This window comes from Alistipes sp. ZOR0009 (assembly GCF_000798815.1).
GTDB lineage: Bacteria > Bacteroidota > Bacteroidia > Bacteroidales > ZOR0009 > Acetobacteroides.
In genome coordinates this window covers 51439-75817 of record NZ_JTLD01000119.1, presented here as the reverse complement: position 1 = coordinate 75817, position 24379 = coordinate 51439, and the positions used below count along the sequence as shown (strand labels likewise).

Here is a 24379-nt window from a genome sequence, read left to right as displayed (position 1 = left end):
GCGAAAATAGAGCGGCTTTTTGATTTTTCAAATAGGAGGGAATGAAGTGATCAAAATTAGTTCGTTAAATTTGATGTCGGCAATAAAATACCTTTAAAATAGGAAGTTTACGCCAATATATACGCCCATATTTCCGTCTTGGTTGTCCAGTGCTTTTCCGATGTCACCCGATATAACAAAGTTTTGATTCATGACCAACTTTCCTCCAATGCCAACCGAATAGTGGGGCCGTTGAGCCGTGTTGCTGAAGTAGCTGTTGTATTCCGATATGGGGACTTTTGCGAGGTCTAACTTTGTTTTTTGCGTAATGAGGCCTACATCACCAAATGCCGTAATTGCGCAGTAAAAATTTTGACGTAATAGATGAAGTCGCCAAAATTTGTATCTAAACTCGGCGTTTGCAAGGGCAAACCCATCAGCAACAACTCTGTTGCGCATGATTCCACGAAGGGAGTATGCTCCTCCTAATCCTTCGAAAAAGGATCGACGGGGAGATACCGTAACTATTTGTGAGAGCATGTAGAATGGGCATGTTCCTGCAATTGTATTTTGTGTCATTGCTCTAAACGCAAACGACAGGTCGTTGGGTACAATGGTAAAATACTTTCGAATCGAAAGAGCAAGTTTGGCATGACCTTTTCCTTTTTCGTTTAAATTTGGCGACACGTAGTAAATTAGTGCGTCAGCCCAAGTGCCCCGCATTGGATTTGGCTCATTATCGCGTGTATCGTAAATTAATGCCCCTTTTAAGGTGATATGGGCGCCTCCTCGTTTTTCCCATTCTTTTATTATTCCCCATTTTACATACTTGTTGTACAGCACGTCCGATTCATCGTAAGGGCTTGGTTCTGCATTCAACTTATTCATCTTTAATGGGCCAACATTATATCTTTGAAACGAGGTGCCTGCAATCCATCCAAATTTGGGATTTTCAAAGTGGCCTTGTAGATCAAGCCCAGCCCTTAGAATATCCTTGTTCATTTTGTAAAAAAGTTCGGAGTGGTAATCCTTATTCCCTGGCCTTATCCATTGCTTATTATACCTGCTTTCAGAACCATTGAAGCCGTAAAATTCAGCGGCTAATGTTGGAAGGTATTGCAGATCAGCCATGATTCTTATGCCTTCTAGAACAAATTTACTGTCGTAGATAATACGATACTGACCAGATCCTTTCGTATAGCGTGAGGCTTCCATAAAAATAGAGTGCCGGTATTCTGGATAGGTACTTCCATTTCCGTAGTTGAAAAAGTTAATCACGGCGCCATATTCGAACCCTAAATCGGAGTCAAATGCTACGACGGGTATAGGTCCAAGGTTCCATCCTTTTTTTATAAGATCGGGTTGACGGGTGCTGGTTGTGTCAGTAGCCGCAGCAGCAAGTATTTGAAATAACAATAGGGCCGTAAGTAGGGCTCTGCTCATGTAAAATTAGCTGTTTAATTGTTGGTTGTTCCGTTGCTTGTCGGTATAAAAATATATTTAAAATTGATAATCATGTCTTGTTTTATGGAGAGTTGAAGAATGTAAGGATAAAAACAGGCTCTTTTTATGATCAAATTGACATAATGTTGGTTTTATGTAGTATACCTAATTCTTATAATTATGAAAATTGCTATTGTTGGAGCTGGAAATATGGGAGGTGCACTTGCACGCGCTTTGGCAAGGGTTGGCTATAGAGTGTATGTAGGGATTCGCGAAAGTAGAGAAGCAAAAATTGTTGCGCTCGAAAATTATCACGAGAATATATCTACTCATGCAATCGAAGAGCTGGGCGAATTGGCTGATATTTTTATTTTTTGCACCGTTCCTCCCGCTATTACTGATGTTTGCAGTCGAATAGGGCCTCTTCAAGAAAAAATTATAGTTGATACGATGAACTCGGTGCACTCGCATCCCGAGACTCATAAAAATACTTTTGAAGCACTATCTCATATCTATCCTTCGTGTCATGTTGTAAAGGCCTTCAACACTACTGGCTTTGAAAATATTCTTCATCCCAATTTTGGAGGAATTTCGATTGACACTTTTATGGCAGGGCGTGATAAGCATTCGAAAGATGTTGTCCGCAAGTTGGCAAGGGATATTGGGTTCTCAGAATGCTACGATTTTGGAGGAGTAGAAGAGGTTGAACTTCTTGAGGATTTCGCAAAGGTCTGGATTAATCTAGCCTTATTTCAAGGGCAAGGAAGAAATATTGCATTTAAGTTACTTAAGCGAGGATGATTATGAAATATATATTCGGAAGAATGATGATTCCTTTTTTTGCATTACTGTTTTTCAGTGGAATAGGAGCGTCGGCTGCTGCATTTTCTGATAGCTGTCGGGTGAAAAAGGGGAAGCCTTTTGTAGTGAAGATGCCTTCTAACCCAACTACAGGGTATAGCTGGAAATGGAACAAAGATCGTTCTGTGGCTAATGTAGACTCTGTATCGCGCAAATTTGTCGCTAATAAAACGGGAGCAATTGGTGCCGCTGGAGTTGATGTTTGGACATTTAAAGTTAAAAAGGAAGGCGTTTACTATCTTCATTTTTCATATGTTAGGCCATGGGAGAATGATGTAGTAGTAAAAAGAAAGGAAATTGTAATAATTGTATATTGATAATCTTTATGCAACATTTTTATAAAAACAACGGCATAGTGTTAAAAATATTAATTATATTTGGTATGTAATAGTTTGATCTGTGAAGATGATTGGTGCTGTACTATTTTAATAGAAATTTTTTATAAGTAATATGCTATGAACTTAACCGTCTTTTATTTCTTTATCTCTAGTCTTTTTGTCGGAACTATTCATGTGGAAATGGAGGATTCCATTCATGTTCAACAAGGTGATGTTTTTAATGTCATTATGAGCGCCAACCATACTACTGGTTTTTCATGGGTTTGGGACAAGGCTGATTCTGTAAACGGAGTTGACTCTATTGGGCACCGGTATGAAAAATCGATTGATGGGTTAGTTGTTTGTGGTGGTACTGAAACTTGGAGTTTTAAGGCAATTTCTAAGGGCGTTTTTAGTTTGAAGTTTAGGTATGTGAGGCCTTGGGATCCTAAAAATCCAGCTCAAGTTAAGAGCGTTTCTTTGGTTGTAAAATAAAAGAGCGGTAAAAACCGCCCTTTTTTATTCCTTTAGCCATTTTTCAATCTTCTCAGTTACCTCTTTTTTTAACGGAGCGGGTAATGTTGAAATTCGGGCTCTGTGGTTACCTCCAGGTTGGAAATATCTGGAGAGGTTCTCCTTCTTTCCCTTGTAGCTGGCGGCAACAGCGCTCCATGGATCCCATTCGCCGTAAATAAATATCATTTTAGGATCATTTTCGTTTAGGAACTTCTGACATTTTTTTGCGAGTTCTTTGCTAAATTTCGGCGCTGCATTTTCAGGAACCATGAGCTTGCGAAGGTATCCTTTTGCACTCTTAATGGTAAGCAGCTTTTTAAATGGTTTTATATCGTAGCCGTAGTAGCCAAGTTCTTTGGCTGCCTGCACAAAAAAGGAGGTGGTTGGGCTCGTATTCTGGAAGTAGCTGGGGTGAGAGATGGCAATAAAATGCTTAAAAATGGTGGAGTCAGGTGCGTCTATGCTGGGGATTGTACTTACTGGTGTGCCCCATTGCCATAGAGAGAATGAGTACTCAAGCACCGAGTAGTCGTAAATCTCGCTTAATGGCGCATTGAACTTTAGTCCTTCCTTACTGCATAGCGCTTCGAACATAGGCTGGAGATTTTCTCTACGCTTTAAAACTTCGGTTTGAAAGTCAAGTACCTTTTGACGATCGGTTTTAGTGCCCACAAAACTGGCAATAAAGGGTTCGTGGCGTCCATCTTCCTCTCCAAAATTAAGAGGGGCAACGTATGGAACCGAGATATCTACATCGTTTGGGAAGTAGGCACGGTAAAGAAGGGTTGTTTGCCCACCCTTGCTGATGCCTGTGCTAATCCATTTCCCTTTATAGATCGATTTTAGCGCCTGAGTAATTCGGTGTAAATCGTTGGCAGAGGCTTCGGCTGTTAGGTATTTCCAGTCGGCATTTTGTGGGGTAGATTTGGAGAAGTAGCGATGCTCTACAAACACAAGGTTTGCATTGAAAAGCTTAGATAGCTCTTCTTTGTAGCGAGGGTTGGCCGCATAGTCGGCGCTATAGCCTTCGGTAACAATAACCGTTGGTCGGTCGTAACCTACGTGTGCCACAAAAAAGCGCTGCGAGAATTTTCCTAAAGTGGTATCGGCGTAGGAGAGCGGCTGCTCAATGAATGCCTCATACTTTTCGGGATACTGCTCACTCTTAACCGCCTCTACAGATTTAATGCCGTAAAGCGATTTTAGCTGCTGCGGAATGTTTGACTGCGCGGTTCCAATAAATGCCTGCACCACCAGTAATAGTAGCAGGCATGTTGCTTTTGTTTTTTTCATAGGTCGTGTGGTTTTAGTAAGTTTCAAAGATAAAAAGGAATTGTATTTGGAAGTCACTCAGCCAAGAAAGATATACTGTAGAGAAAGTTTTTAAATTGCTCATGGCTTAACCGTTTTCAGGGTTACCTTTGTAGTCATTTTTTAATTTTAATTTAAATATTTAGTACAAATGAGAAAGTTCTTGTCCCTTGTGTTGGGGATTGTGGTTGGAGCAACCTTTATTCTATCCTGTTCGAAGGAAGAGTTTAAGAGTTCAGAAAAGGAGATTACAGAATTTTCGATTGGATCATTAGCTGCAAATGCTAAAGGTATCGTTGATCAGAAAGCTAAAACGGTGACTTTTAAAGTTCCTGCAGGTACTGATGTGAAAGCGTTAGTTCCAATGGTGATGGTCTCGAAATATGCTACTGTAGTTCCTGCTAGCGGCGTTAGCCAAGATTTTACAGCACCCGTGACTTATACTGTTACCGCAGAAGATGGTTCAAAACAAACTTTTACTGTTACGGTAATTGTAATGAGCGGAGATAAGGAAATTAAGTCGTTTAAATTCGCGGGCTTGACACCTGCTGTTGTTGGTGGAATTAATAAGGAGACTGGTGCGATTAGGCTGTCTGTTCCATTCGGAACGAACGTAAAGGAGCTGGTGCCCACCATTGAGATTTCAGAAAAGGCAACTGTAACTCCAGCCGCTGGTGTTAAGCAGGATTTTACAAAACCGGTAGTGTATACTGTTGCTGCCGAAGATGGGAGCAAGAGAGAGTATACAGTTACTGTAGAGGCTGGTAAAAGCACCGAAAAGCAGCTATTAGAGTTCAAGTTTGCAGGGATTTCGCCTGCTGTTGTTGCAGCAGTTGATGAGGGTAAGAAAACCGTTAAAGCAGTTGTTCCTTTTGGCACTAACGTAAAGGCTTTAGTACCTACTTTATCGGTTTCTGCGAATGCTACCGCTAATCCAGCATCTGGTGTTGCTACGGATTTTAGCAGTGATGTACAGTATACTGTTACCGCGCAGGATGGTTCAAAGCAAGCATATATAGTGTCTGTAGAGGTGGCAAAAAATGCGGAAGCTAAGATTCTTAAATTTAAATTTGCCGGACTTAACCCAGCAGTTGAGGGTGTCGTAAATGAGGCTGAAAAAACAGTTAAGTTAACTGTACCGTACGGTACTAATGTTGCTAGCATAGTTCCTTCAGTTACCTATTCTGCAAATGCGGCTATTTCTCCTAATTCCGAAGTGGCACAAAATTTTTCTAATCCGGTTGTTTATGCTGTGACCTCAGAAAGTGGGGTTAAAGTGAACTATACGGTTTCTGTTGTGGTTGAACCTTTCAAAACAGAAATTAAGGAACTTAGCTCAACAACCATTGGGCAGGGGGAATCTTTAACAATTAAAGGAAATTTTGCTCCATCAAAAACAGAGGTTGTTCTAGAGGGTACAACTAACTATGTGCTAACGATAGCATCGGAATCATCTTCTGAATTGAAGGTGATGCTTCCTGCAAACATTAAGGTAGGAAACTATACGCTAACCGTTAAGTCAGACGGAGTGAAGACGGCTTATGGTTCAAAAATTACGGTTGTTAATCCTAATGCACCAGTAATTACGGGTGTCAATAAGCAGTCGTTTATGAGAGGGATTGACTTGCTTATTCTTTCTGGAAAAAACCTAAAGCAGGCAGGAAAAATCCCAACTGTCCAAATAGGAAGTTATCTAACCAATATTAGCGTTAACGATGCAGGGACTCAGGCTTCTTTGGTTGTTCCAATGAGCTCTCCTTTGGGGCTACAGGAAATTTATATGGGTTATACAGATGGTTCAGAGGTTGAAGGTGTTGTTAAAGTTACCATTCTAGAAAACACAAAACCAGCGCCTACTATATCGACTGTAAGTTCCACCTCTCTTTTCTTTGGTGATATTCTTACCATCGACGGAACAAATTTTGCAGCATCTGGCAATGGGGTGTTGTTTAAAGAATCTTTTGCATACGATTTTAGGCCAACTATTATTTCTGAAAGCGCTACCCAAATAAAAGTTCAGCTCCCTACTGATAGAATGGCTTCTGATTATACGCTTGAAGTGACTTCAAATGGAAAGACTACTTCATATGGGACGAAGATTGGTATAGCATATGGAAATCTAGCGCTAACAGGATTAGCATCTTCTGCGGTAAAACCAAACGAGGAGATTGTTGTAAATGGGAAATATATTTACGATAATACTGAAAATAGGATGATGAACATCCTTGTTGATGGTGAATGGGGTAGTTCATATAAGATTGTGGATTTAAAAACTATTTCGATTACGCCTCCCTCTTTAAGTGTGGGAAAGCACACTTTAGTTATAAAGAGTATACAGGGATCAGTTTTGCTCTCAACGGAATTTGAGGTGAAATAGTAAAATAAAAGAAGGCGGAGAAATGTTCTCCGCCTTCTTTTTGTTTTTTTATTTAGTCGGCCATGGTAGTATCTGGCTCTTCGGTTACCTGTTCGGGTACGGGAGCAGCCTCAGCCGTTAGGGCGGTTAGCTCTCCGATAAAGCGCGAGCTGCTAAAGTCGGGATTTTCTACAATCTCTTTTAGTGCGGCTAAGCGGGCATCGTTGCTCCCCTTCTTGTTGGCTTTAGCTACGTAGATGGCTACAGCTACGTCTACATCCTCAAACGAGATGGCGCTGCTCTTAATCCATCCTCCTTTTACCTTTTTGCCATCCTTGGTTTTGCCGTACACCTCAATAAATTCGCCCTGCTTTTTGGTAACGGCAATAATGTCGAGCGGGCTAAATACCTTGGTGGTTTGCGTAATGAGGTCGGGGCGCTTGTACACGGTGGCGTCTTCGGCAATGGCTGCTGGACGGGCGGCTACGATGATGGCCGTTTCTTTTACCCATCCTTTCTGACCACCCTTAAGCTCCACCTGGTAGTATATTTTCGATCCCTTCGAGGTTTCGATCTCCTTCTTGTCGGTAATGGTTAGCTTCTCTCCGAAGTTGATGGTACCCACGTAGGCGCCTTCTTTTCCTGGAGCATCCTTTAGGGCAACACCATCAGTAAGGCAAACGGCATCCTTTTCGGTAATGCCAAGTCCGCCCGAAACATCCTTATCCTTTGTAAGTAGCCAGTAGCTAACGCCGCCAATAACAACCAGCAAGCCGGCAACAATCAATAGCCATTTTTTCATGCTAAACGTATTTTTAAATGATGCCTAAAAATATCAAAAATATTGCGATTTATAAATCGACCTCCCTTTTGCAGCGTAAAGGGGGCGTTGTTGGTGCAGCGCGGCGGTTTGTTCCCTCCTCGTTGCCCCAGCAGAAGCCCCCTTACATCCTTTAATGTGTGCTTATCGCGTATACTCGCCAGTTTTTAGGTTGATCGATACATTTCTGTCGGCTGGGGCGCCATCGGACCAGAGCCCGTAGAGCAGCGCCTTGAAGGTGGTGCCGAAGCTGCCCGCACCTGCAATTATCTGATCCACGGTGGCCTTTTCGGTGGCAGATAGGTTCTCGTCGCCGCTGTAGTGGGCCACAAACGCGTTGCGTATGGATGGCGCAATGGCAGCAGCCGTTGAGGCGGGGAGGTTGTAGGGCGCGTGGGTGAGCATGTAGCTGGCCTGTCCCTCTAGTCCCTTTTCGAGAAAATTCTTTGCAAAGTCGGGGAATGGCTTGCCCTGAAGCGAGCTTGCGCTAATTTGCTCTACCTGCTTGGTGGTGATGTCGAGCACCCCATTCTGGTACACCATCACGCGGTAGGGCGATGGGTAGGTAACTGTCGATCCGGTTTCGATATCAAAAATAAACCCTTCGGGGAGGCTGTTGCGTAGCGCGATATCCTGCGCGTGGTAGTGGCCCGTAAAGACGGCGCGAAGCCCCGCCGCAGCCAGCTGGCTGGAGGCGTTTTCCCATCCCTCCACCACGTACTCGGGGAAGAAGGTGGTTTGCGAGGCGTAGTGCGGCAGTAGCCCGTGGTGCATGATGGCGATCACCTCCTTATTTTTGGCGCGCGCCTCGCCTACCTGAGCCTTTACCCACGCCAGCGTTTCGGGTTTGATGGTGCCTGCCGTAACGCAGGTGCTGGCGTCGTTCTTGTAGTACTCGCAGGCGTCTATGGCGATGATGCGGAAGTCGGGCACCGGTTCGGTAACGTAGCTCAGCGAGGCGTTATCCTGCGCCACGGTGTTGCCGTATCCGAAGGGGTTGTAGAGATTTTTGAATTCGGTGGGGCTGATGCTGGCCACCTTGGTGGCGGCGTCGCCGTCGAAGCGCATGGCGTGCGGGTTGTTGATATCGTGGTTGCCCGGAGTTACCACCACCTTAATGCCCGCGTCGGTAAGCTTCTTGAGGTAGGTGGCCATGAGTTGGTGCGACTCCAGCTCGCCATCCTTGGTTAAATCGCCCGTTACCAGCACAATGTTTGGCTTCTCGGCGAGCAGCTGGCTGACCACCTCCTTCATGATCGCCTCACTTTCTACCAGCATCTTGCGGTCGCCCGCCAGGTAGGTTTGAAACGCCTTGCCGTCCTGTACCAGCAGCGAAGGAGCCATCAGGTGCGTGTCGGATATTACGGCAATCTTAATCTTTTGTAGCGGATTTTCGTCGGCTCCGTCGTTGCTCTCGGAGCACGAGGCTGCCAAAATGAGCGCAGCTGCGCAGGTTATCGCTTGTAGCCATCGTTTCAACGTTCTTAAAAGCATCTTTTGTCGGTTTTTGTTGGTTTCCTCAAAGCTCCAAAAAACGTATGACGGCTAAGCTACCCCTTCTTTACTATTGCCTAAAGTTGTGATGTCGCTTATGTTAAGCCTAGGGAGTTGCTAGGGGCGATTTGCCACTAAAAAACCGAGAAAATCTTCCAAAAAAGTGAGAAAATCCTCACTTTAACCGAGAAAAAGGTCGCTTTTGGGGAGTTAACCGCCGCTTCGAGCCACAAAAAGGAGGGTGAAAGCGGTGAAACCAAGGTTTTTTCCTTCCATTTTCTCGAAAAAAGCGACCTTTTTGAGGGGGGCGGCAGCAACGGCCAGTCTAAAACCGACTTTTTTCTCGGTCAGAACGACCTTTTTCTCCCTTTTTGGGAGAACTTTTTCCCTTTTAAGCTAAAAACGGAGCGTTCAACCGCCGATTTTGGGGGTAAGAGCGTTGGCCTTGCCGCTTAAAACGTCCTGCTTCTGGCTAAAAGCGGCTATGGAGAGCGAAAAAGGGGCGTATTCATGGAGCTGTCTCTACCCTATTTTTTCGGAAGCCAGAATTGCAGCAGCTTTTAGGTTGGGGATGTTAGCGGTGAAAAGGTGGAGCAGGAGGAAATGAACTTGCTGATGAGGCCACTATAATTGATGTTTTAAGTAAAGCATGAACATGTTGTTTATATCAGTATATTTGCTTGTAGAATTTATACTCCCATGAAAAATCATCAGCTTGTTGTAGATATTGAAGGCTTTAGGGCTATTAAAAAAGCCGAAATAATACTTGACGGCATCACCGTGGTAGCTGGCGAAAATGGCTGCGGAAAAAGTACCCTCTCGAAGCTGCTTTACTACCTGTTTAAAACGGCGAATGAGTATGAGTTTAACCTAGTAGGAGTAGTAAAAAATGAGCTGGAAAGCATTACATTCATACTAGACTATATCCTGAAAAATACAGCAGAAAAGTTTCCTTTTCAAATTGAGCATAATTCTACACTTGAAGATTATTATTCGAATATTTCCAAAAGAATTCAAGCTTTAAAACGTGATTTCGCTGACAGAAAGAATCGCGGCTTATCCGATACTATATTGCTGCAAAGAATTGCTCATACTCTCAATAATAATTTTAAAGTAGAAATCGACCCTTTTGATGCTAAACTTAGTATTGAGTACTTGCTTTTGCAAGTTGAGGAATTGGTAGTTCAAAAGTTCGAAGACTTCTATGCTATCCGAGACAAAAGGCCCACTCTACTTTTTGAGAGAATATTCGAAAATTCGTTTGGAGTAGGCAGTACTTTAAAATATCTAGAGTTAAAAGAGTTCGGTATTCAGATTTTTTCAACTGAGAAAGAGGATATAGAATACATTAGCACGGTAAGACAAGCCGTGTATGTAGATACTCCAATGATGGTCGGCCTTGAAAGGTCAAAAAAGAATGAGCATTGGAACGATCTTAACGAAATGCTTAGCGAAGTGCGTGGCCAATCGGCCAATGGAAGTTTGGCTTTAATTCAACACCAAATCCTAAGCGGAGAGGTTGTTGTTGAGAATAGTATTACCGAACGTTTTCTTTACAAGCGCAACGACGGGAAAGAGTTCGACTTGCTGAACTGCGCCACAGGCGTAAAATCGTTTGCCATACTGCAGCTGCTCTACAAGAATGGACACCTCAGCGACAAAACGCTGCTAATTATTGACGAACCAGAGGTACACCTGCACCCGCAATGGATTGTAGAGTATGCTCGCCTGATGGTGCTGCTCAACAAGGAACTTGGAGTAAAATTTTTTATTGCCAGCCACAACCCCGATATGGTGAGTGCCATAAAATACATCTCCGAAAAGGAGCAAACCGATGGCAACCTCAACTACTATCTAGCAGAAAAGGAAGAGAACGAATTCACCTACACCTACCGCCATTTGGGAACCGAGATAGATGATATATTCGGCTCGTTTAATATTGCCTTTGATAGAATAAACCTATACGGAACATTAGAGTAATGCTATACCATAAACAAACCACGTTAGATCATCCAATATGTAGAAAGTACCCTTCTGTTGTTATTGGTCTTAACACCATGATATCTCAGGAAGGAGGGAAAAAGTTGGTAAAAACGGAGGATAATAAACCTGTAATTAGCCTCGATGAAATTGCTAATGCTCAGCGGAGCGGACGAACCCTTTCTACAATGGATATTGCATTTGGGATTGCAGATGAAAGGGAACGTAATCGGAAAATGGTGCTCACTGACTTTAAGTTTAGGAAAAAGCAGCCCAAGAACTTTAGCACTACTGATCTTGATGCAAAGGTTGCAGGATCGGTACAAATACTCGGCCATTGCATTCAAATAGAAAAGAAGTACTACCTGATTACTCCAAAGAATATGGTCTCTCAAGCACAAGCCGACCTACGACGCTTGTATAAACTTAAATCACCTTTCGAAGCAATCTGTATTGAAGTTTTTCTGGATAAATTCTTCGATTTGAAGAAGTAGCAGTTCATGGTGAAATAAATAACTGTGTCCTCTGTATCTCCGCGCCTCTGCGTTTAAGCAATCTTACATCGGATCAACATCCACGCTAACAGTCATGCCCTTGTACTGGGGCTGGCCCTGCACCTCGTAGATGGCGTTCCAGAGCAGCTCCTTTACCTTGGCGGTGGGCTTGTTGCGCTCCATCTTTAGCACAAAGTTGAGCAGGTAGCGGTTCTGTATACGGTTGATGGCGGGCTCCTCGGGACCGAGGATGCGCTCGCCGAATATTGCGCGCAGGCGGTAGCCTAGCACCTCGGAAATTTCGTGGAGTAGCCTGCGGTCTACATGCTTTATGGTGATTTTGGTGATGCGGTAAAAGGGAGGGTAGAGGTACTCGTGGCGCTCCACCAGCTGCCATTGGTAAAGGGCGTTGTAGTCGTTGCGCTTCACTAGGGCCAGCACGTCGCTATCGGGCTGCGAGGTTTGCACAATTACGTGGCCCTGCTTCTCCTTTCGTCCCGCCCGGCCGCTAACCTGCGATATGAGCTGGTAGCTGCGCTCGTAGGCTCTGAAATCGGGGAAGCGCAGCATCGTGTCGGCATCGAGCACGCCCACTAGCGACACGTTGTCGAAATCGAGCCCCTTGGTTACCATCTGTGTGCCCACCAAAATATCTATTCGCCGCTCCTCAAAGTCGCTGATGATGCGCTCGTACGAGTTGCGGTTGCGAGCCGTATCGAGGTCGAGGCGCTCGATGGAGGCGTTGGGGAAGAATATCTGTAGCTCCTCCTCTATCTTTTCTGTACCAAAGCCTTTGGTAACCATCGATGGCGATCCGCAGGCCTGGCAGGTGTTGTACACCGCCACCGAGTAGCCGCAGTAGTGGCATACCAGCTGGTTGCTGCGTTTGTGGTAGGTAAGGCTCACGTTACAGTGCTCGCACTCGGGTACCCAGCCGCATTCCTCGCATTCGAGGAAGGGCGCAAAGCCTCGGCGGTTTTGGAAGAGGATAACCTGCTCCTTTTTTTCGAGGGCTGCGCCAATGGTGTCGAGCAGCGTAGCGGTAAAATGCGAGTGCAGCTGCTTCTGCTTACGGGCGCGGCGTATGTCTACAATCTCGATGGATGGTAGCGCCACGTCGTTAAAGCGGTTGGCCAGCTCTACCAGCCCATACTTGCCTGTTTTGGCGTTAAAGTAGGTTTCGATGGCGGGAGTTGCAGTTCCCATAAGCACTTTTGCCTTGGCGATATGGGCCATAATCACGGCCACATCGCGGGCGTTGTAGCGTGGGGCCGGGTCGTACTGCTTGTAGGTGTTTTCGTGCTCCTCATCAACAATTATCAGTCCCAAATTTTTAAAGGGCAAAAATATGGACGAGCGCACGCCGAGTATTATCTGGTACTGGTTCGGGTTGTCCTCATCGAGCAGGTTGAGGTAGGTCTCCACGCGATGCTCGTCGCTAAACTTGGAGTGGTATATGCCGATTTTCGAACCAAAAACATTTTTTAGGCGGTTGATGATTTGCGCCGTTAGGGCAATTTCGGGCAGCAGGTATAGCACCTGTTTGCCTTCGTCGAGCATTTTATTTATCAGATGGATGTACACCTCCGTTTTTCCCGAGCCGGTAACGCCGTGTAGCAGCACCACGTCTTTTGTCTCAAATTCGGTACCGATGGAATCCATGGCCGCCTGCTGCGTTTCCGAAAGCGGGTTGATGGCCTTTGATGGGTCATCGTCGAAGCCCAGCCGGGCAACTTCGCGCTCGTACACATCCAAAATATTCTTATCCTTTAGCCCCTTTATAACCTGTGCGCTCACCTCCGCCTTCTCGATAATCAGCTTGCGCTCTATCTCCTTTGGCTTGGCAAAGTCGATGGGGCTGGCCATCGAGATGTAGGCTAGAAAAGCCTTCTGCTGTACCGCAGCGCGGTCGAGCTTGGTGAAGGCGGTATTCACGTCATCCTCCGAAATGATGGATGGATGCAGCCTAACGAAATACTCTTTTTTGGGTTTGAATCCACCAGTAAGCACCTCGTCGAGCAGCACGAGCTTATCGTCGAGCATGGTGCGAATGGTGGGGAGGATGCGCGAGCTTGGGAGCAGCTCGGCAAGATCTGCTAGGGTGGTGCTTTTGCGCGATGATATGAATGCGAGTACGGTCTTTTCCGTTTCGCCTAGCGCCTCAACATCGAGTTCCTCGGAGGAGGAGACGGTGATCTTGGTTTCGCTCTCGAGCTTGAGTCCGGAGGGAAGCGCTGCCTTCATCACTTCGCCTAGTGTGCACATGTAGTAGCCAGATATCCAATTCCAAATCTCGAACTGCTGTGGCAGAATGATGGGTGCCTTGTCGAGTATCAGAAGAATATCTTTGGTGTCGTATTCTTTTGGTTTTTCGCTGTGTATGCGCTGTACGATGGCCGAGTAAATTTTCTTTTTGCCGAGCTGTACGCCAACACGTATGCCAACTTGCACTTCGGCAGCCAGCTCGTTAGGAACCGAGTAGGTCAGCAGCCTGGGAAGGGCTAGCGGTAAAACAACATCAACAAAAAGGTTACTTTCCATATCGTACAGGGGTTGTAGCACAAAGGTAGCTTTTTCGGAGGAAGATGGGGTGGCTCATTTGCATGGGAGGGGTATATAAAATAAAAATCGCCGAAGATTAATTCATCTCCGGCGATTTTATTTTATGCGATAGCTGTGCTACTTCTTTTCGGGAGCGGGCTCGTTGAAGGTAGCCTCTGCAGGGGCGCTGGTTCTTCCATCCTTTAGGAAGGTTACTGCGCGGAAGGTTACCTTTTGGTTATTAGGAGCCTTTACGGTAACAGGAGCAGCGTAGGCTGCCGAGCTGGCGTTGGGCATGCTGCCATCGGTTGTGTAGCGAATGGTTGCCCCTTCGAATGGAGTAGAAAGGGAAACGGTAAATTCGGTACCCGTTTTGCTCATTTGTTCAAGCCCAAAAGGTTCTGGAATGCGGTAGGTGAGCTTTAGTGCGTCTAGCTTGCTAAAGTGTTTTGCCATTCTGCCGGTAAATCCATTCCAACTTTTGCTATCAGCGGGTTTCCAAAGTGTTTCAGAAAGGGCAAATATGCGTGGATAGGTTACGTAGTTGGTTGCTTCGGGTGTTTTGATGTACTCGGTCCAGATGTTTGCCTGAACGCCGATGATGTGCTTGCGCTTTTCTGCATCAATCTCGGCAGGTATTGGGTTGTAGCTGTACACCCTGTAAAGCGTTGCATTTCCTTCGCGGCGTCCAATATTCTTAGGTTCATATTCAACTTTGCCTTGTGCATGGTCGAAGTACATGGCTTGGCTAGATGGCGACATAACCACATCGTTACCGTGGTTAGCAGCCTCGATGCCTCCTTTCTCGCCTCTCCACGACATAATAGTTGCGCTTTCAGAGATCCCTCCTTCAAGAATTTCGTCCCAACCAATAAGCTTTCGGTTGTGCTTCTTTAGGAAATCTTCGATACGGCGGTTGAACCAACCTTGTACCTTTTCAACATCGTCAATTCCTTCTTTTTTCATAAGATCCTGCACATACTGACTTTGCTTCCAAACCGTTTTTGGGGCTTCGTCGCCACCAATATGGATGTAGGTGCTGGGGAATAGGCCAATTACTTCGGTAAGCACATCCTGGAAGAAGTTTATGGTTTGCTCTGTTGGGCAAACAATATCGTCGAATACACCCCAGTAGGTTGCCACCTCGTAGTTGCCCGGCTTGCAGGCGAGTTCTGGGTAGGCGGCAAGTACGCAAACCGAGTGTCCTGGCATTTCAATTTCGGGAACAACGGTGATGTAGCGTTTGGCGGCATAGGCAACAATTTCCTTTACCTGCTCTTGGGTGTAGTAACCGCCATACTCTTTGCCATCAAACTTGAAGTCGTTCATGCTGGGGTAGTCGCCATACCAGCCCACAAGCGTTCCTTTTCTTTTTGATGATATTTGGGTTAGCTTAGGGTACTTCTTTATTTCGATGCGCCATCCTTGGTCGTCGGTAAGATGCCAGTGGAAGGTGTTTATCTTATACTGGGCAAGCATGTCGATGTACTGCTTGATGAACTCAACGGGCATCATGTGGCGTGCTACGTCAAGCATCATACCTCTCCACTTGAATGTTGGATTATCCACGATTTCGAGCTGAGGAATGGTGGCCGATTGTCCTACAGGAAATAGCTGCATAAAGGTTTGCGCTCCGTAGAAAAGACCTGCACCTGCGTTTGCGGTGATGGTTACGCCAGCTCCGGTTACCGTTAGCGCGTAGCCTTCGTTTCCGAATCGGCTATCGGCAGTCTTGTTTATTTTAAGGGTGATGGTTCCTTTTTTTGAGGTGTTGGTAGCCGCAACGCCTTTTCCCTTAAGAAAGCTGGTGATGAATGAGCTTACGTTCTTTTCATCCTTCGATGAGGCTGCGATGGTTACTTTATGCGATAAGGCAAGTTTACCTTCTTTTACATTTACGCTTGTTGGCAGCGGGATAAGTCCTAGTGCCTGAATTTTTGGGTCGATATTCGACTCCGAACTAGCCTGCGCCGAGCCTTGCAGTACTGTTCCTATGAGGGCCATTGCAAGTAGCATTTTTTTCATTGGTGATGAGGTTTGATTAGTAATGATTTATTTGCTGCCTAAAATAGTAAAAAGGGACTTACCGGAGCTGGTTGTAAAGCACGATTTGCATTAATTGGGCAAATATGGGCAGATTTAGGGCGAAGCTTTGCACTGCTGCCTTTTATAAAGCAGAAAAGCCAGGGATTCCCTGGCTCAACATGTATGGTATGTAAGCAAATGCTAGATAGATAGGATCTCCGACAGCGCTAGAAGATCTAAGTTGACGCTCTTCTTGTTTTTGATGGCTTGATTGAAGGGAACGTGGGTAACTTTGTTGTTCTGAATTCCCACCATGATAGATTGCTGCGCATCAAGAAGTGCTTCTACAGCAGCACGGCCTAGCTGGCTAGCAAGTACGCGGTCGAATGCAGAGGGGGCGCCTCCACGTTGCATATGGCCAAGAACAGATACGCGAATATCCAGCTCTGGGTAGTCGGCCTTAACGCGCTCGGCAAGCTTAAATACGCCACCTTCCTTCATACCTTCGGCACCTTCGGCAACAATTACGATAGAGCTGCTTTTGTGTCCTTTGGTTTTGTCGTTAAGGTAGGTTTTTAGTTTTTCGTATGGGGTGTGGACTTCTGGAATAAGGATAGCCTCTGCGCCAGATCCGATACCGCTACGTAGTGCAAGGAAGCCAGCATCACGACCCATTACCTCCACAAAGAACATACGCTTGTGCGATGTTGCTGTGTCGCGAATTTTATCAATAGCATCGATAACGGTGTTTAGTGCCGTGTCGTATCCAATGGTAGAGTCGGTTCCGAATAGGTCGTTGTCGATAGTTCCTGGGATACCTACAGTAGGAATGTCAAATTCTTCAGAGAAAAGCTTTGCTCCTTGAAAGCTACCATCACCACCGATAACCACAAGCGCGTCGATGCCTTGTGCCTTGGCGTTGTCGTAAGCTATCTGGCGGCCTTCTTTGGTACGAAACTCTTCGCATCGAGCAGTCTTAAGAATTGTTCCACCCTTAGATATGATGTCGCTCACATTTTTTGACGCCATTGGGATAAAATCGTTGTTGATCATTCCAGAGTATCCCTCTTTTACGCCAACAACTTCTAGTCCGTTATAGATGGCAGTGCGAACAACCGCACGAATAGCTACGTTCATTCCTGGGGCGTCGCCTCCTGAAGTAAGAACTGCGAGTTTTTTAATTTTTGCCATATGATGTTATAGTTTGATTTCTCTTATATGCTGGGCAACTCTCTCCATTAGCCAGCGCGGGGTTGATGTTGCTCCACAAATACCCACGCTTTGTGCTTGGTTAAACCAGCTGCTCTCAATTTCGCTTTCGTCTTCCACCATGTAGGTTTGCTCGTTTTGCGATCGGCATACCTCGTAAAGCACCTTGCCGTTCGAGCTCTTCTTCCCGCTTACAAAGATGATGACGTCGTTTGTCTTGGCAAACTGCATCAGCTGAGGTTGGCGGTTGGCAACCTGCCGGCAGATGGTGTCGTGCGATTCAAACGTGGAAAGATCGCTGCCTGTTTCGGCAATGCGCCGTTCAATTTCGGCCTTGAGTGCCTTAAAGCCCTCGATGCTCTTTGTTGTTTGCGAATATAGGCATATTGGCTTCCCAAAGTCAATAGCGTCGATATCGTTGATGCTCTCTACAACGATGGCGCTATTTTCTGTTTGTCCAACAAGGCCGTTAACCTCTGCGTGGCCTTTCTTTCCGTAGATTACAATTTGCCCTCCGTTTTGCAGGGCCGTAGCGTAGCTTTTGCGGATACGCTCCTGCAGCTTAAGCACCACGGGGCAGGAGGCGTCTATGATCTCCAGCCCGTTGGCTTTGGCTTGCTGGTAGGTAGTAGGAGGTTCTCCGTGAGCACGGATGAGCACCTTACGATTGTTGATATTTTTTAGCAGGTTGTGGTCGATGGTTACAAGCCCTTTATCGGCAAGCCGGCTTACCTCCACGTCGTTGTGGACAATTTCGCCTAGGCAGTACAGCTCGCTTTCGGATGCGAGAATTTCCTCGGCCTTACCAATAGCGTTGGTAACTCCAAAGCAAAATCCCGACTTGTCATCAACCGTTACTACCATTTGCTACTTTTCTAAAATTCGATTTAAATGCTCTTCCACCCATTTCATTTGCTGCTCTACGGTGATATGGCTGTTGTCTAGCACCAGCGCATCGTCGGCTTTGCGTAGAGGGCTTACCTCGCGGTTCTCGTCGATGTAGTCGCGCTTGCGGATGTTTTCCTCCACCTCCTTGATGTCTACCGTTTCGCCTTTTGCCTTTAGCTCGTCGTAGCGGCGCTGCGCGCGGATAGCCGGGTCGGCGGTCATGAATATCTTAAACTCGGCATCGGGGAATACTACGGTACCAATATCTCTACCATCCATAACAATGCCTTTTTCCTGGCCCATCTGCTGCTGAAGCAGAACCATCTGTTCGCGTACTTCGGCAATCTCGGCCACACGGCTCACCTTGTCGGCAATGGCAATGGTGCGTATTTCGTCTTCCACGCAGGTGCCGTTTAGGTAGGTTTCGTTGCGACTTTTTTCGTTGTTAAACTTAAAGGTTATGGTTATTTGTGGTAATGCTTGTATTAGCTTTGTGCTGTTCAGCGTTCCTTCAGCATCAAATGCGCCATTCTGTAGCCCGTATAGGGTGGTTGCTCTGTACATTGCGCCGCTATCGATGTAGGCATATCCCAACTTTTTCGCTATTGCTTTTGCGAATGTGCTTTTGCCGCACGATGAGTAACCGTCGATAGCGATTACAACCTGTCTATTGCTCATTTATTATCTATTTCATACGAATTACATGGTTGGCGGTCGTATGTTACCCGCAGTTGGCCATCTTAACCGAGAAAGGTCGGCCTGTTCAATGGTGTTCAACATGCAAAATTAGCAATAAAAAGGGTAAATCATCCCGCCGTTTTTTAACGATTATAAAAATGGAGGGGCGAAAGCTATTTTTTAGAAGCTGTTTTTATCCTACTGGTGGTGTGGCGGATGTGCTGCGCGCTGCTGCCCGTTGCATTAGGGCTGATGGCCGCCCCAAGGTGGCCAATGCTGCTGGCAAGACGCTACTATTGTGAAGGTAAGCTGGAGGCTTTACAGGCCAATGCTGCATGTTCCGGGAATCGGAATGCAGGGCAATTGCTATATTTGTGCTGATGTTTGGGCATCCCTAATTCTAAAAAAGCAGCAATGGTTGTATTTCCTAACGCCAAGATAAACCTTGGACTGTATGTAACCGAGAAACGTCCCGATGGATTCCATAACCTCGAAACGCTATTTTACCCCGTTCCGTGGCGCGATGCGCTTGAGGCTGTTCCGGCCAACGGGGAGGAGGCTACCTTTACGGGATCTGGGCTGGTGGTAGATGTGGAGCCTGAGAAGAACCTGGTGATGCGCGCCTACCGTTTGCTGCAGCGGGAGTTCAGCCTGCCCAACCTGGATATTTACCTGCACAAGGCAATCCCTTTTGGTGCGGGGCTTGGTGGAGGATCTGCTGATGCCGCGCAGATGCTGGTAATGCTCAACCATCTTTACAAGCTGGGCCTGTCGGAGGTGCGGCTGGCCGAATACGCCGCCACGCTCGGAAGCGATTGCCCTTTTTTCATCTACAACCGTCCGATGCTGGCCACCGGGCGTGGAGAAGTTCTTTCTCCCGTCGATTTTTCGTTAAAGGGCTATACGATTGTGCTGGTAAAGCCATCGTTTGGCATTAGTACGCCCGAGGCGTTTGCCGGTATCCAACCCAAAAAACCATCAGCCTCCATTGCGGAGACGGTTGCCCAGCCAATTGAGACGTGGAGGGGCACGCTGCTCAACGATTTTGAGCCGCACCTATTCGAGAAGTATCCGTTGCTGGCCGATATCAAGCAGCAGCTTTACGATCGGGGGGCCGCATATGCCGCCATGTCGGGTAGTGGCTCCACTATCTTTGGCATATTCAGGTCGGATGTTTCCTTCGAGATGGCTGGATGTACGGTTTTTAAAGCGGAGCTGTAGCTCGGCTCGAATGGCATTGAGACGCGGATTCCGCGTCTCCTCAATCTCTAGTACCAGGTAATCTAAGTCTGCTGAACCACCAACTTTATGGCTGGAGGGTTTTGCTTCTACCGTATCCTCCAGAAGCACGAGTGGCGGTATCTACGCACACTTGCGCGGCATACCAAGCGCGAATGGTGCTGGTCGTGGTTACCTCCTTATCGCAAGAAAATCCTCAAAAGCGGCCAGTAGCAGGCCGCAAGTAGGCCAATACGTCTTTAAAGAACTTCTTCGGGCCTCCCTTTTTCGCTCTCCATAGCCGCTTTTAGCCAGAAACTGGTAGGTAAGTTAAGGTAAAGGAGCATCTGAACGCGATCTACGAGGTGAAGTGTCAACCCCAGTATAAGGGTATGAGCGTTAGCGTGGATGTTGATCCGATATAGGGGGGAGGTTCTTAATGTTGATTAGTTGTTGCGCTTTTTATATCTATCAATACTTTTTCTCCATTTTTATCATTAGAATCTTTTTTGGCTAAATCAATGTCATCTGAACATTTTAGCATCATTAGTATTGCAATTGTAGCAATAAACATAATTCCAAAATGTAGTGATTCAAATAGATTGAAGTTCAATATGTCTTTGATAGATAATGACTGTTTGATGTTTGGGTAATTTCTTGTAGTAAGTCTAATTAGCAATACAAACATTGAAATAATATAAGCAAAAACAAGAATGAATAGCAGTGCTGATTTTAGCGAAGTCAGTTGAGCAAATAATTGGATATTACCTACAACAAATAAAACGATTGCTGCAAAGATAGATAGGACTTCCACATTTTTTTTTAATAGTTCTCTATTTTCAACTTGAAGTTTCTCTATGTTTTTATCTGCAGTATGCTCAATTAATCTGCTATTCAATTTAAGTGTATCTACAAAACCACGAGATAATGCGCTTTCTTCTTTAACTTTACGAATTTGTTCTTCTACGGTTGTGTAGTCTATTGGTAAAATATATGCGGAGGCTGTGAAAATACTGATTTCCCCAAAACTAGTAGAGCACTCAGAAAAGAAAGGTTGAAAGGAACGTTTTAAATGATTTTTACTCCATTCAAAATTTTCAGTCAGTTTTTCATTGGATTCTTGTAATAACAACAGATAATCTCTCAGTTCAATTTCTGTTAACGAACTTATTCTATTTTTAATTATATGATTTATGCATTCCGATATTTTTAAAAATGGGAAGTAATTCTTGATTGATTTTTTTGATTGTAATGCAAGAGTCTTGCTATATGTTTTACGTAATTCTTCATAAGTTGCGACTTTGTCTTTAAGTTTTAATGATAAAATATTATTATACAAATAAACATAAGAAATGTTATGTGCCCATCTGTCAAACATGTTGTCTGGTTTAAATGAATTTGCATATCTTTCAAGAAGCAAATCACTGTCTTGTATAGAGGAAGATTCATCCTTGACAAATTTCATGCTGACATAATAATCCATAAGTTGCCAATCATCAACATCCTTTAGTGAAGTGCTGGAATTTAACTTTTCAATATTTCCTTTTTCCCTTAGATCAATTCTATACTTCTCGAATAGTTGGCCTTCTTTATGTTGATTGTATTCAATTCCGTTTAGTAAATATTTGTATTTTTTTGATTTTGATCTTTCAATTTTTAATAGCAATAGATTGCATTTTTCAATTAATATTTGACGTAAATCTATAGTGTTTATTCTTACATTGAAACTAGAATCTTTAAGTCTGTCTCTTATTTCAAATAAATCTTTAATTTGATTAACATTTTCAGAAAGGAAAAAATCAATATTAAATAATTTGATAATATAATTAAGAAATAATGTGTACCTATTTATTGTTGGTATTAAGTTGTTTTCGTCATCAACCTGTATGTATAAATCAATGGACCAGTCAAGAGTTGAGTCTGTAAGTTGATTGATTATTTTGGCATGAAAAGCCCTAAAGTTTAACAACCAATTACTATAAGTTTGCGCAATGCTGAATATGTTAAAATAATCGTTTTGATCGTCAATTTTTGCTTCAATTTTAAATTCGTTTCCAAGTTTATTGATTATATTGTCGAGACGTATGTTGATATTTTTAATCTTAAAATAATCTCCAGATATTACAATTTTTACAATTCCTTCGAATAGTTTTTTTGAATTATCGTTGAGAAATACAACCTGATGTGACTCTTTATCATCAATCCCTTCAGCCAAAAACCATTCTAATTCAACAAACTCATGAATGCATTTTTCAATATCGCTAAAAAGAGGCATATTCTAATTTGAAAATTTTAGATTCATTTTTGATTAGGCTACTGGGAATTGCGATACTTTTATCACCTCGCATCTTCGCAAGATTGAACATGTTAATCCAAGAATACCATTGGTGGCTAAGTTCTACCAGTTTAAAAGCACCATAGTTGATCAAATCTTTATTCTCTCTTTTTAAAGATTCAATTGCTCTGTCAATTTCTTCTTGATGTTCTATTGTATTGAAAGTAACATTAGCACCAGGTTTTAAATCCGTTCCTGTATTGCCAATATTATATCTAGTTAAATCAGCGATAGAGCTATATACATCACTCTCAACATGCCCATAAGGCATAGCAAAGTAGTTGTCAAAAATATTTAATAGACCATCGCTGTCTTCTTTTGCATTGACTGCTGAAAGGAAGAAGTTAAGTTTGATAAGTTTTAACTTAGTAAAGTCTGTTTTCCAACCCTCTGGTTTTTCTGGGTTTATCTCCTTGTACCAGTCTATAAATTTGTCAATAGAATATTCAAAACAGTCTTTTTTGATGTCTATACTTGTCATAATCTAATTGTGAGAGTGTTCAAAACTACAACAAAAACAAACATGTTGTAGTTTTTGTTGTAGTTTTTCTAATAAAAGATCTTTGGTTCTCAAATTAAGTGAGTAGCGATATGTATATCTAGCTCTTCTCCTCCCCAGCCTTTCTCTCGCCCGAACGGCCTACCTGCGCGTTGTACTGCGTGCGGATGGTGTTAATGGTGCTTACCACCTTGTCGTACAACGCCCCCTTTTCGAGACGAGCCATTGTTAAAACATAGTCGCAAAGTAGCTTGTAGGTTTCGCCCATCTTAAGCCGCAGCTCGCGGTTGTTGGAGGCATTCTTGGCAATATACTCCTCGGTACGCTCGGAATACTTTGCTTTAAACGCCTCGTTGTCGGTTTTTAGACGGACCACCTTGCTACCAATGCCCAGCAGCTGCACCAACGGTTGGTACTTGGCGCTTTCGAGCTGGGTAACTACGGAATCGATAGCGCGCGTCTCCTCCTCCACTAACAGCCGAGCAATGGCACCGTAGGAGGCCATCAGAATCTCCACCGAACGGGCAGCCTGCAGCACCGCAGGATCAGCCGATAGCAGCTCCGTTTTTACCGCCTGCCGCAACGCCCGGACGCTTACATCTCGTACCGCATCGAGCTCCTCAACATCGTTGGTTAGGATGCTCTTCGAAATTATCTTCATCACCTTGTCAAAATCGCCCAGCAGGGTAGTTAGCGTAGCAATAAGCTGGTTTAGCTCCTCGTCAGTCATCTCCGCCTTGTTGATAAGCCCTAGGTGGTGCAGCATATCGCGCATAAACTGGGAGTATTGTACATTCGAGAGCTGATAAGCTGGATTTGTTGTGAAATTAACTGTTTTCATACATTAGAATTTTGAGTAATACTGGCTATAAATTTAACAACATTTTTTATTCGCCAAATAAAATGGCATGTATTTATTTTTACTTATTCGCTACATACATGCTAGTTAGCTCAAGAAACACTTGCAAAGCGCCTGCACACATGCCGTAGAAGAAAAAACTTAAGCTAATACAATATTCTTGTTGGGGAATACAAAAAAAGATCAGCATCTAGGCGCTGCAAGGCTGCAGGAGACGAAAAACGGCCACTTTATGGAGCCGCAATACTGCCGGAAGGGACAACCTTTCATTTTACCCTGCTGCAGTACTGCAGGAAGGAAAAAACTACTACCTGCTGATATAGAATACCAGCAGCAGGTACAAAACGCCCCTTTTAGACGTTAGCCGCCGTGCATGTAGGATTTAATGCTTGTTGCAGACGTTATGAGCGTCTGTAAGCAGCCAAAACGCGTGGTGTATAGGCCTTGTAATTTTACATCGATACAAAAATCCGCGTGGAGCGGTAGCCCATGGGGCTGGTGGGTGAGGTGGAAAAGGAGACAAGCGGCTAGCCATAACCGCTTGTCTCCTTTTCAA

Annotated in this window: 19 protein-coding genes; 7 read left to right on the top strand and 12 right to left on the bottom strand. The window is 44.6% G+C overall.

Annotated features, from left to right (window positions below; all coding sequences use genetic code 11):
* Positions 1 to 93: 93 nt before the first annotated feature.
* A complete protein-coding gene (gene omp85, locus L990_RS17495) occupies positions 94 to 1422 on the bottom strand; it encodes an Omp85 family outer membrane protein (RefSeq protein ID WP_047452105.1) in 1329 nt (442 codons plus the stop codon).
* Positions 1423 to 1602: 180 nt separating this feature from the next.
* Here omp85 and L990_RS17490 point away from each other — a divergent pair, with 180 nt between their 5' ends.
* The 3 genes from L990_RS17490 (at position 1603) to L990_RS17480 (ending at position 3095) form a co-directional block, all read left to right on the top strand.
* Entirely contained in the window at positions 1603 to 2223 is a 621-nt protein-coding gene (locus L990_RS17490; RefSeq protein ID WP_047452103.1) for an NADPH-dependent F420 reductase, read from the top strand.
* Positions 2224 to 2225: 2 nt separating this feature from the next.
* Positions 2226 to 2600 (top strand): protease inhibitor I42 family protein, encoded by a 375-nt coding sequence (locus L990_RS17485; RefSeq protein WP_197057328.1) that lies wholly within the window; start codon positions 2226 to 2228, stop codon positions 2598 to 2600.
* A 138-nt stretch (positions 2601 to 2738) separates the two neighbouring features.
* Positions 2739 to 3095: a protease inhibitor I42 family protein gene (locus tag L990_RS17480; protein WP_081981786.1), complete on the top strand. Its 357-nt coding sequence runs from the start codon at positions 2739 to 2741 to the stop codon at positions 3093 to 3095.
* Positions 3096 to 3119: 24 nt separating this feature from the next.
* Here the strand turns inward: L990_RS17480 and L990_RS17475 are convergent, their stop codons facing one another.
* A complete protein-coding gene (locus L990_RS17475) occupies positions 3120 to 4409 on the bottom strand; it encodes a S28 family serine protease (RefSeq protein WP_047452097.1) in 1290 nt (429 codons plus the stop codon).
* A gap of 169 nt (positions 4410 to 4578) precedes the next feature.
* Here L990_RS17475 and L990_RS19505 point away from each other — a divergent pair, with 169 nt between their 5' ends.
* Positions 4579 to 6804: a DUF5018 domain-containing protein gene (locus tag L990_RS19505; protein ID WP_052181126.1), complete on the top strand. Its 2226-nt coding sequence runs from the start codon at positions 4579 to 4581 to the stop codon at positions 6802 to 6804.
* A 52-nt stretch (positions 6805 to 6856) separates the two neighbouring features.
* On the opposite strand, the gene L990_RS17465 is transcribed toward L990_RS19505, so the two are convergent.
* Together L990_RS17465 and L990_RS17460 are read right to left on the bottom strand one after the other, a co-directional pair.
* The gene (locus tag L990_RS17465; RefSeq protein ID WP_047452096.1) at positions 6857 to 7585 is read right to left on the bottom strand and encodes an SH3 domain-containing protein; all 729 of its coding nucleotides are present in this window, start codon (positions 7583 to 7585) and stop codon (positions 6857 to 6859) included.
* 162 nt (positions 7586 to 7747) lie between these two features.
* Entirely contained in the window at positions 7748 to 9097 is a 1350-nt protein-coding gene (locus L990_RS17460; protein WP_052181125.1) for a metallophosphoesterase family protein, read from the bottom strand.
* Positions 9098 to 9796: 699 nt separating this feature from the next.
* On the opposite strand from L990_RS17460, the gene L990_RS17455 reads away from it, so the two are divergent.
* Together L990_RS17455 and L990_RS17450 are read left to right on the top strand one after the other, a co-directional pair.
* Positions 9797 to 11077, top strand: coding sequence for an AAA family ATPase (locus L990_RS17455; protein ID WP_047452094.1), 1281 nt, complete (start codon positions 9797 to 9799; stop codon positions 11075 to 11077).
* Positions 11077 to 11571 carry a hypothetical protein gene (locus L990_RS17450; RefSeq protein ID WP_047452091.1) on the top strand — a complete coding sequence of 165 codons (495 nt, stop codon included), beginning with the start codon at positions 11077 to 11079 and terminating at the stop codon, positions 11569 to 11571. Before L990_RS17455 ends, L990_RS17450 begins: the two co-directional genes overlap by 1 nt.
* Before the next feature lie 63 nt (positions 11572 to 11634).
* Here L990_RS17450 and priA read toward each other — a convergent pair whose 3' ends face one another.
* From priA to cmk, 5 genes are all read right to left on the bottom strand, one after another.
* Entirely contained in the window at positions 11635 to 14112 is a 2478-nt protein-coding gene (priA, locus tag L990_RS17445; RefSeq protein ID WP_047452089.1) for a primosomal protein N', read from the bottom strand.
* Positions 14113 to 14250: 138 nt separating this feature from the next.
* Positions 14251 to 16137, bottom strand: coding sequence for a beta-N-acetylhexosaminidase (locus tag L990_RS17440; protein ID WP_052181124.1), 1887 nt, complete (start codon positions 16135 to 16137; stop codon positions 14251 to 14253).
* Positions 16138 to 16338: 201 nt separating this feature from the next.
* Positions 16339 to 17328 carry a 6-phosphofructokinase gene (gene pfkA, locus L990_RS17435; protein WP_047452087.1) on the bottom strand — a complete coding sequence of 330 codons (990 nt, stop codon included), beginning with the start codon at positions 17326 to 17328 and terminating at the stop codon, positions 16339 to 16341.
* A gap of 6 nt (positions 17329 to 17334) precedes the next feature.
* Positions 17335 to 18210, bottom strand: a complete 876-nt coding sequence (locus tag L990_RS17430; RefSeq protein WP_047452086.1) for a 4-hydroxy-3-methylbut-2-enyl diphosphate reductase — start codon at positions 18208 to 18210, stop codon at positions 17335 to 17337.
* 3 nt (positions 18211 to 18213) lie between these two features.
* On the bottom strand, positions 18214 to 18912 hold the full coding sequence (cmk, locus tag L990_RS17425) for a (d)CMP kinase (protein ID WP_047452084.1): 699 nt from the start codon (positions 18910 to 18912) through the stop codon (positions 18214 to 18216).
* Positions 18913 to 19326: 414 nt separating this feature from the next.
* On the opposite strand from cmk, the gene ispE reads away from it, so the two are divergent.
* Positions 19327 to 20133: a 4-(cytidine 5'-diphospho)-2-C-methyl-D-erythritol kinase gene (gene ispE, locus L990_RS17420; protein WP_047452330.1), complete on the top strand. Its 807-nt coding sequence runs from the start codon at positions 19327 to 19329 to the stop codon at positions 20131 to 20133.
* 433 nt (positions 20134 to 20566) lie between these two features.
* On the opposite strand, the gene L990_RS17415 is transcribed toward ispE, so the two are convergent.
* The 3 genes from L990_RS17415 to L990_RS17405 form a co-directional block, all read right to left on the bottom strand.
* Positions 20567 to 22405, bottom strand: a complete 1839-nt coding sequence (locus tag L990_RS17415; protein ID WP_047452082.1) for a hypothetical protein — start codon at positions 22403 to 22405, stop codon at positions 20567 to 20569.
* The gene (locus tag L990_RS19500) at positions 22392 to 22946 is read right to left on the bottom strand and encodes a type II toxin-antitoxin system antitoxin SocA domain-containing protein (protein ID WP_052181123.1); all 555 of its coding nucleotides are present in this window, start codon (positions 22944 to 22946) and stop codon (positions 22392 to 22394) included. The genes L990_RS17415 and L990_RS19500 overlap by 14 nt, the downstream gene beginning before the upstream one ends.
* A 118-nt stretch (positions 22947 to 23064) precedes the next feature.
* Positions 23065 to 23805: a DUF6261 family protein gene (locus L990_RS17405; protein WP_047452080.1), complete on the bottom strand. Its 741-nt coding sequence runs from the start codon at positions 23803 to 23805 to the stop codon at positions 23065 to 23067.
* Positions 23806 to 24379: the final 574 nt, after the last annotated feature.